At 70.6% G+C, this 9977-nt stretch carries 4 protein-coding genes; 3 read left to right on the forward strand and 1 reads right to left on the reverse strand.

The annotated features are described in order from the left end of the window. The first annotated feature begins 589 nt into the window (after positions 1–589). Genes ACFVU7_RS42590 through ACFVU7_RS42600 form a run of 3 tightly spaced genes read left to right on the forward strand, consistent with a single transcriptional unit; the run spans position 590 to position 9430 of the window. Positions 590–5038 (forward strand): acyltransferase domain-containing protein, encoded by a 4449-nt coding sequence (locus ACFVU7_RS42590; protein ID WP_388051727.1) that lies wholly within the window; start codon positions 590–592, stop codon positions 5036–5038. Further along, positions 5035–8406 carry an amino acid adenylation domain-containing protein gene (locus ACFVU7_RS42595; RefSeq protein ID WP_388051730.1) on the forward strand — a complete coding sequence of 1124 codons (3372 nt, stop codon included), beginning with the start codon at positions 5035–5037 and terminating at the stop codon, positions 8404–8406. Before ACFVU7_RS42590 ends, ACFVU7_RS42595 begins: the two co-directional genes overlap by 4 nt. A 55-nt stretch (positions 8407–8461) precedes the next feature. Then, positions 8462–9430 carry a thioesterase domain-containing protein gene (locus tag ACFVU7_RS42600; RefSeq protein ID WP_388051733.1) on the forward strand — a complete coding sequence of 323 codons (969 nt, stop codon included), beginning with the start codon at positions 8462–8464 and terminating at the stop codon, positions 9428–9430. Between the two features lie 104 nt (positions 9431–9534). On the opposite strand, the gene ACFVU7_RS42605 is transcribed toward ACFVU7_RS42600, so the two are convergent. Further along, positions 9535–9723, reverse strand: a complete 189-nt coding sequence (locus ACFVU7_RS42605; protein ID WP_388051736.1) for a hypothetical protein — start codon at positions 9721–9723, stop codon at positions 9535–9537. Positions 9724–9977: the final 254 nt, after the last annotated feature.

Raw genomic sequence — 9977 nt, forward strand, 5'->3', positions numbered from 1 at the left:
TTCATTTAATTCAGCTAAAGATCGCAGATAACCTTTTGGTCGAGCGCTTCCATGTAGGCCCGACCCCAGATCCCGGACTCCTCCGGCCCTCACCCTCCGGGCACAGCCAGTGAAATGGGACTGCGCCTCGCCCAGATGCGGATCGAGGCGCACCGAGTGCGGCGCATGGAAGGACGGAAGTTCGAACGGCTGGGTCGCGGCGGACCAGCGGGAACCCCGGTGGCGGCGTCGGCCGCGTCAGCGAGAATGCGCAGTTCGCGGCCGGTGTGGCGGTTTCCCTAGACGGCGCGCTGGCTGTCGGCGGGCCAAGCGGTGGCAGATGCGTCGGCCGATCGCAGTGCCGGAAATTCCGCCGACGATCTTTCCATGGCTCCGAACTCCCGGCCGGCTGACTCGACTTCCTTGACTTGAAAGAGTTTCAGGACGAACATGAAACGTAAAACCGAAGCCGTTTCCGGTTGCGGTGAGTGGCCGGGGAATGGTGTGCCAAACCGTCTCTCCAGAAGCTGGTTTCACCGGATATGATCACGGGCACTCGCCTAGCGAAGGGAATGTTGGAAGCCAGCCCTATGATGCCCGAGGTATCGCCATGAGCTTGCCACTTGTCCCGGGGGCAGAGATATCCGCGACCGAGGAGAAAGCGGCCGCGCAGCCGGACACGGCCAGTGTCCGCGACTGGTTGACCGCCCAGGTGGCGAAGCACGCCGGGATACCGCTGTGGGCAGTCTCGCCCGACGAGCGCTTCAGCGACTACGGGATGGCGTCCGCGGACCTCGTCAGTATGCTGACCCGCGCGAGCGAGCTGACAGGCCGGGACCTGCCGGTCGAACTGGCCTGGCGGTTCCCCACCGTCACTGCGCTCGCCGAGGCGATCGACCCAGGCCAGCGCGACACCCCGGCGAGGCGCCCGCAGCGGCGGGCCGAGGGTTCGTCCAGTGAGGCAATCGCGGTGGTCGGGATGGCCGGAAGATTCCCCGGAGCCAGGAGCACACACGAACTGTGGCGGCTGCTGATGCGGGGCCGCGACGCGATAAGCGAGGTACCGCCGCGGCGGTGGCGGAACGAGGAGTGGTACGACCCGGACCCGCGGCGCCCCGGCCGGGCCTCGACACGGTGGGGAGGCTTCCTCCAGGACAGCATCGCCGGTTTCGACCCGCTCTTCTTCCGGATCTCACCGGCGGAGGCGGTGCACATCGACCCGCAGCAGCGGCTCATGCTCGAACTGGCGTGGGAGGCCATAGAGGACGCCTGCATGGTGCCCGCACGGCTGCACGACGTCACTGCCGGCGTCTATGCGGGCGTCATGTGGAGCGAGTACGGGGCGATGATCTCGGCCCGGCCCGAGCTGATCAGCGCCTACAGCGGCCCGGGCGGCGACACCAGTATCGTGCCCGCTCGTGTCTCCTACACGTTCGGGCTGCGCGGCCCGAGCATGGCGATCAACACTGCGTGCTCGGCCTCGCTGGTCGCCGTACATCTGGCCCGCCGGGCACTGTTGAGCGGGGAGTGCGACCTCGCGTTGGCTGGCGGGGTGAGCCTGATGCTCTTCCCGGCACCGACCATCGCGATGTCCCGGCTCGGCGTGATGGCCCCCGACGGCCGGTGCAAGTCTTTCTCAGCATCGGCGAACGGGTACGTGCGCGGTGAGGGCGGCGCGCTGGTCGTCCTCAAACGCCTCAGCCGCGCCGTAGCCGACGGCGACCGGATCTACTGCACCGTGCTGGGCAGCGCGGTCAACAACGACGGCTTCAGCAACGGGCTGACAGCCCCGAGCCCGGAGGCACAGGAGCACGTTATCCGCGCCGCCCTGGCCGACGCGGGCGTCGACCCGCTCCGGATCGGCTTCGTGGAGACCCACGGCACCGGCACGAAACTCGGTGACCCGATCGAGGCGGGCGCACTGGGGAGCGTCTACGGACCGGGGCGGGGAGCGGACAGACCACTCCTCCTGGGGGCGTTGAAGACCAATCTGGGGCACATGGAAGCCGCCGCCGGCATCGCCGGTGTCGTCAAGACAGCACTGGCCCTGCACCACCGCCGCGTCCCGCCCAATCTCCACTTCGACGAGCCCAGTCCTCGTATCGACTTCCCGGGGCTGCACCTGGCGGTACCCACGCGGCAGGAGCCCTGGCCCTGCCAAGACGGGACGCCGCTCGAGGCGGGGGTGAGCTCGTTCGGATTCGGCGGCACCAACTGCCATGCCGTCCTCGGCGGGTACCCGGACCCGCCGTCCTGGCACCGTCCGGCCGCGACCCACGAGCCCGCCGAGAAGCACGGTGCGGCTGGGCGCGCCGTGGCCGCAGGATCCGTCGCGGGACCGGTGTTCGTCTACGGAGGGCAGGGGTCGCAGTGGCCGGGGATGGACGCGCAGCTCATGCGGGCGCCGGCCTTCGCCCGCATGGTGCGGCGCTGCGAGCGCGTGTTCCGGCCCTTACTCGACTGGTCTGTCCTGGATGCCTTGGCCGATCCCCGCGCACTCGTAGCCGACACCGCCGGGATCCAGGCGTCGATCTTCACCATGCAGGTGGCACTCACCGATCTGTGGGAGTCGTGGGGGGTGCGGCCTGCGGTGGTGGTGGGTCAGAGCCTGGGCGAGGTGGCGGCCGCCTACGTGTCGGGTGCGCTCGCCTTGGAGGACTGCGCCCGCGTCCTCACCACCCGGGCGCGCCTGCTGCAACGTGTGGAAGGGGCCGGCGGCATGGCGGTGGTGGACGTGCCGGCCGCCGACCTCGAAGCCCTGGTGAGCGGACGGACGGGTGACCTGACCGTCGCAGTGGTGAGCAGCCCGACCCGCTCGGTGGTGTCCGGATCGCCCGAGGAGCTGGCCTGGTTGCGCGAGCGCGTGGACGCCCTAGGCTCCGGCTTCCACCGCGTCGACATCGACTACGCCTCGCACAGTCCGCAGACGGACGTCGTCCTGGAGGACCTCGTGGCGGACCTGTCCGTCCTGCGGCCCGGCCCCGCGCACACCCCGATGTGGTCCACGGTGACTGGCGCCCTGGTGCCGGGCACCGCGCTGGACGGTGCGTACTGGGCCCGCAACCTGCGCGATCAGGTGCGTTTCGCTCCGCTGGTCGCCGACCTCGTGCAGGCCGGACACCACGTGTTCCTCGACGTGAACCCGCACCCCGTGGTCCGCGCCGACATCGAGTCGTCCGCTGGCCCGCACACCGTGGCACTCCTGTCCTGCGCCCGCGGCGAGCGCGCCGAAGACCTCGCCGGGCACCTGCGGGAGGGAGCGAACATGGCCGGCACACCGGACGGCGTGCGAAGCGCCACCGTCTTGACCGTGTCCGCCAGGACGCCCGACGCACTCGCGCAGGCCGCCACACGGATGGCCGAGCACCTCGACCCCACCGTTCCCAGAGCGCAGGATGCACCGGACGGGGCACCGCCCGACCCTGCACCCACCGAACCGGACCTGTCCGACGTCGCCTTCACCGCTGGCGCCTTGCGTACCCACCACGAGGAAAGACTCGCCCTGGTCGCCGCGCACCCGGTCGACGCGGCACGCGGCCTGCGGGAGTTCGCCTCGGCCGGCGGTTCCGCAAAGGTCTTCCGGGGGACGGTCCGTTCACCAGTGCGCACCGTGTTCGTCTTCCCCGGCCAGGGCGGGCAGCACGCCACGATGGGCGTCGAGCTCTACCAGCGGGAGCCCGTCTTCCGCCGCACGGCACACGCGTGTGCCGTGCTTGTTGCCGCCGAGAGCGGCATCGACCTGCTGCCCTGGCTCACCGGAGCCGCCCCGCTGGCCGTCGAGGCCGTCGAGATCGTACAGCCCGCGCTGTTCACCGTCGGCGTCGCCCTGGACGCTCTGTGGAGGTCGTGGGGCGCACTGCCCGACGCCGTCGTCGGACATAGCACCGGTGAGGTGGCGGCGGCCCACGCGTCGGGAGCTCTGACCCTGCCCGACGCCGTACGCGTCGTCTGCCGGCGCAGCGCCGCGCTGGCCCGGGTGTCGGGCACGGGGGCGATGCTCATCGCCGACCTGGACGAGCAGCAGGCGCGGGACCTGCTCGCACGCCGCCCGCAACCGTACGGCCCGGAGATCGCCGCGCTGAACTCCCCACACCTGACCGTCTTGACCGGTCGGGTGGCGGCGATCGAGGCAATCGAGGCAGAGTTGCAGGCCGAGGGCGTCTTCGCCCGGCGCATCGCGGTCGACGTCGCCGCGCACAGCCGCCAGGTGGACTCCGTCGTTCCCGCACTGCGCGACGCCCTCGCCGGGCTGAGGCCCCGCGAGACCACGACCACGTTCGTGTCCACCCTCACTGGTGACACGGCGCGTGGAAGCATGCTGGACGCATCCTACTGGGCACGCAACATCCGCCAGCCGGTACTGTTCCGTACCGCAATCGCCGCGCTAGCCCAAGTCCCCTGCTGCTTCATCGAGATGAGCCCGCACCCGGTACTGTGCCCGGCGATCGACGCGACCACCGGCGCCGGGCAGGCGGACGCCGTCCCGTCTCTGCACCGGGACGGACCAGAGAGCCAATCGCTCCTCGCCGCCGTAACCGCAGCCCACACCCGGGGCGTGCGGTTCGACTGGGACGCGCTGCCGCTCCCCCCGGGCGGCCCGACCAGCCTGCCCGCCTACCCCTGGCAGCGCAGCGACTACTGGCTCGACGCGGCGCTGCCCGCCTCTGCCCCCGCCGACCCACCGGCACCCGCCGCCACCCCCGAACCAGCCCTCGCACGCACCGAACGGCTGAGGGAAGCCGCTGCACTCGCGAGCGACCAGGACGCCCTCGCCCTGATCGAACACCACCTCGCCGACCACCTCGGCCCCCTGCTCGGTATCCCCCCAGGCGAGGTGCCGCACGACACGCCCCCAGTGGAGCTCGGCCTGACCTCCCTGACCGCCGTCAGCTGGTTCCACGCGATCGGCGAGGACCTGAAGCCGGCGCTGACCGTCGCGCTGCTGCTGCGCACCGACAGCCTACGGTCCGCTGCCGGGACCGCCCTGACCGCAATCAGATCCGGCACCGACGGGCATACCGACGACGGGGCCCCCGACACCGAGGAACTCCAGTGGTGAGCGAACACGCCGCACCAGCCTGGCCGCAAACGCTGCGTCAGGTCATCGACGCCGGCTGCCGCCTCGGCGCCCCCGCCGGCCGGCTACGGCTGACCGGCCCACCCGGCGCCATCAGCCCCGAACTGCGCGAGACTCTCGGACGCCACCACGACGACCTGGTGGCCCACCTGGACGGCAGCACAGCTGCCCCCCTCTCGCAGATCCAGCGGCGCCTGTGGTTCCTCCAGCAGCTCGACCCCTCCGGCACCGGCTACACCTTCACCTTCGCCTACCGCCTCCCGGGTTCCGTCGACCCGCAGCGCCTGCGCCAGTCCCTCGACACCGTCCTGGCCTCCCAGGCCGGCCTGCGCACCTCCTTCACCGACCTCGGCGGTACCCCGCTGCAACTGGTCCACCGCACCGCCCGCGCACCGATGCCCGTCCTGCCATGCGACGACGACGCCGACCCACAGACCGTGCTGCGCGACCACCTCATACGGCCCTTCGACCTGGCGACCCCGCCCCTGCTCAGGACCGCGCTGGTGCGCACCGCCACCGACGGATGGCTCTGGGGAGTGACGTACCACCACCTGGTATCCGACGGCTGGACCCACGCACAGGTCGTCGACCAGCTGGGCGCGGCCTACCGGACACCCGGGGCGGCCACCAGCCCGCCTCACGCCGACTACACCGACTTCGCCCTGCTGGATCAGGACCGCGGCCGGGGCGAGCGCGGCCGCGCGGACCTGGCGTACTGGCAAAACGCCCTCGCCTACGCGCACCCCGGTGAACTGCCCGCCGACCTGCCCCGACCCGCCGTGCGAACCTACCGCAGCCACCGCCTCGACGCGAGGATCGACACTGCCACCGTCGACGCCCTGCGCCGCCTGGCAGCACGAGAGCGCACGACCCTGTTCAGCGCGCTGCTGTGCGTGCACGCGACCGTGCTGGCCGCGCACAGCGGGGAGGACCACCTGGTAGTCGGGACGCCGTACGCCAACCGGTCCGAACCTCGGTTCGAGCGAACGGCGGGCTGCTTCGTCACCACCCTGGCCATGCCCGTGGACCTGTCCGGCGAGCCGACGTTTCGCCAGTTGCTCGCCACCACCGGCGCCCGGACGGCCCAGGCGTGGGACCACGTCAACTTCTCCTACGAGGAACTGGCCGAGCGTCTGACGCCGGAACGAGACCTGAGCCGCAACGCTCTGTTCCAGACCTTCTTCGCCCTCCACGATCTCCCGACGCGCCTCGAACTGCCCGAGAGCCACTGCGCACCCGAGCCCTTCGACCCGGGAGTCTCGCAGTTCGAGATCGAGGTGCACATCGCACCGCTCGACGACGGCTCCCTGCGGCTGATGCTCCTCCACAACCGCGACCTCTACACCGACACCACCGCGCGTGCCCTGATCGCCCGCTGGCGGCAGACAGCCGAACACGCGGCAGCAAACCCCTCGGTCCCCGTCCACAGGCTCTCCCAGCTGACACCCGCCGACGTCCGCGTGATCACCGCGTCCAACAGCACCGCCCGCCGCCTGCCCGCCCAGCCGGCGCACCTCCAGATCCAGGAGACGGCCCGACGCGCACCCGACCGGGTCGCGCTGCGCTGTGGGCCTGACCGGTGGACCTACCACTGGCTCCAGGACAGGGTACGGGCGCTGGCCCACCACCTCACGGCGGCCGGCGGCACAGGCCACACCGTCGGACTCCTCCTGCCCCGGTCACCCGATCTGGTCGCCGCGCTGCTGGCCACGTGGCACTGCGGTGCGACGGCCGTTCCGCTGCCCCTGGACCTGCCCGCCGCACCACTCGCCGACCTCATCGCCGACAGCGCGATGACCCACGCCTTCACCACCGCGACCACCGCCCGCCAACTCCCGCCCCGGGTCGCGAGCATCGACACCACCACACCCACACCGCCCTCACACGACGACCCTCCCCCCGCTGGCCCCGCCCGACCGGCCTACGTCCTGTTCACCTCGGGCTCGACGGGCCCGCCCAAAGGAGTCGTCGTCGGCCACCAGGCGCTCGCCAACCTCCTGGCAAGCATCGCCCGCCGCCCCGGGTTCACCGCCCGCGACACACTGCTCTCCGTCACGGCCCCGTTCTTCGACATCGCTCTGCTGGAACTGCTCCTGCCGCTGACCACAGGCGCGGAACTCGTCCTCGCCACCGACGACCAGGCCCACGACCCCCGGCTACTCGCCGAACTCCTCGCAACCGCCGGCACAACCGTCATGCAGGCAACCCCGTCCACCTGGCGGATGCTCCTCGACACCGGCTGGAGCGGCGAAGCGAACCTGCGGGTGTGGTCCGGAGGCGAACCCCTCGACCGGGACCTGGCCGACCGGCTGCTCGCCAGCCACACCGAGGTCTGGAACCTCTACGGCCCCACCGAGACGACCATCTGGTCCACATGTTGGCGCGTACCGCGCGTACCGGGCCCCATCCACATCGGCGAGCCGCTCGACAACACCACCCTCCATGTCCTCAGCCGTCACGGAACACTCCTGCCCCCCGGCGCGATCGGCGAGCTGTACATCGCGGGCTACGGCCTCGCCGATGGCTACCTTGGCCGACCGGACGCGACCGCGCAACGGTTCGTCACCCTCGCCGACGAGACAGCAACACCACGACGCATGTACCGCACAGGCGACCTGGTGGTACGCCGACACGACGGCCCAGTGCACCATCTACGCCGCGACGACCAACAGATCAAGCTCCGCGGCCAACGGGTCGAGCCCGGCGAGGTCGAGCACGCCATCCGCCAGCACCCCGCCGTCCGGGACTGCGTCGTCGTGGCCGCCGCCGACGGAAGCCTGACAGCACACATCGAACTCGAACCAGGCCAGCCGGCACCCGACGCCCCGACGCTGACCGCGCACTCCGCCGCCCTCCTGCGCCCGGCCCTCGTCCCCCAACACTTCGTCCCGCACGAGCACCTGCCGCTCACCCCCAACGGCAAACGCGACCGCAACGCCCTGCGCACAGCGGCCCTCCCCCCATCCCAAAAACGCCCGCTCCACTCCCCGCCCCGAACCCCGGAGGAACAACTCGTCGCCGACGCCTACCAACAGGTCCTCGGACAGCGTCCAATCGGCCGCGAGGCCGACTTCTTCCAGAACGGCGGACACTCATTGTCCGCAACCCGCGTCCTGTACCTGATCGAACAGGAATCCTGCATACGTGTCCCACTGCATGTCTTCATGACCAACGCGACGGTCACCGCCGTGGCAGCGGTGATCCGGGAACAACGAGAACGTGAGAGCGGACGGGAACCGGGTCTGGCGGCACTGGCCCTCGTCGAATCCCTCAGCGACGACGAAGCGGCCGCACTCCTGCGCGACACCGCCCTCGGCACCCCCGACCACCCGGCATCCAGAACGCCCTGACCCCGCTCGCACCGAGCGCCCCCGCCCCACCCCGACTGAGAGGACTGGGTACCCCATGGACTCCGCACACGACCGCGTCCATGCACTGTCACCGGACAGACAGGAGGCGCTGCGTCGGCTTTTGGCCGACCAGGGCGCCGGCCTCTCCCTGCTCGACATCGCCGGATCGAGCCTCAAGCCGCTGCGCCGCGGCACCGACGACAACCTGTTCGTCTTCCCGGCCACGGAAGGCGGAGTGGGCTACATGAGCGGCTACCTGCCGCAGATCCCGCCGAGGTGGAGCGTGTACGGGTGCCAGAGCCCTGGCCTGGACGGGGAACAGCAACCGCTGACCACCGTGGAAGAAATCGCGGCACACGACATCCAACAGATCCGGCTGGTGCAACCCCACGGCCCCTACCGCCTCGTGGGCAACTGCATGGGCGGGCTGCCGGCCTTCGAGGCCGCCTGCCAACTGCAGGCCGACGGCGAGCGCGTGGACCTCCTACTCCACCTCATGCCCGCCTTCGACAGACCCTGGCGCACCCTGCCCGCGGCCGAGGCACCCCAGTTGCGCGGTCTCCTCGACTACGGGTTCATCATCGGCCGCTTCCTGGGAAGAGAGGTGCCGTTGCCACTCGACGAGATCTCCGCCGCGCCGCCCGGCGAGCGCGCCGCCGTCGTCGCCAGGTTCCTGAGTCGGCAGGAAGGCCTCACCGATTCGGGCTTCGACGTCCTGCTTCACCGCATCACGATCTACCAGGCCAACCTCACGGCCATGCTCGCCTACCGGCCCCAAGGAACCTTCACCGGAACCCTCCACCTGCTCACTGTCGGCTCCACAGCCCGCGGCGAGACCCATCTGTCCCTGGAAGCACCTTACGCGTCAGCCCTACGGGCCGTGACACCGGCGCAGATCCACAACACCCATATCGACGCGGAGGCGACCGCACTGTTCGACTGCGCCGAGCCCCACATCGGCGCCATCGGCCGTGGCATGCGGGAGGTCCTCTCCAAACTCGACCCGGCCACGGCCACGGCATGAGCGGGGCCACAGCTTCGAGAACGGCCCCTGGCTTGTCCCAGACAGGTCCGTCTTGGTGTCACCCGGTTTTCGGGGCGTTCTACGCCCGCCGCCGAGGCGGGTCATCAGCGCTCGTCGTCCGGAGAGCGTTTTCGCGCCAGGGTCAGGCCATCTGCGGTCGGGAGTATGACGGACTCCACTCGCGGATCACCATACACGTGTGCGTTGAAGCGTCGGATGGCGGAGGCGTCGCCGACCGCTGCCGGGTCGGCAGCCTTGCCTTTAACAAGGCATCTCAATGATCCGGCCTGCACGGTCGACCCGAACGTCTACCTCGTGACGGGCGAAGCCACCAGGTCGGCTGGGTCGAGTGCGGCCTGGCCGGAATCGGGCACCAGTGGGTGGCGCTGTACGAGGGCTGTTTCATAGGCAGCCAGGCCACCCAGGGGGCGGTGCTCCATGACACCCCGGAGCAAGCCGCGTTCACCGTCCACACCGCCTACCTGCAGAACCTCTGACCGGTCGCCGGTCTGCTGCCGAACCGGGCGTCAAGGCACGCCTGGATACC

Source organism: Kitasatospora sp. NPDC058046 (assembly GCF_042885595.1).
Classification (GTDB): domain Bacteria; phylum Actinomycetota; class Actinomycetes; order Streptomycetales; family Streptomycetaceae; genus Kitasatospora.

Excerpts from the sequence above, each read along its gene's own strand:
- ACFVU7_RS42600 (WP_388051733.1), top strand. The coding sequence starts at position 8,462 with ATGGACTCCGCACACGACCGCGTCCATGCACTGTCACCGGACAGACAG.
- ACFVU7_RS42590 (WP_388051727.1), top strand. The coding sequence starts at position 590 with ATGAGCTTGCCACTTGTCCCGGGGGCAGAGATATCCGCGACCGAGGAG.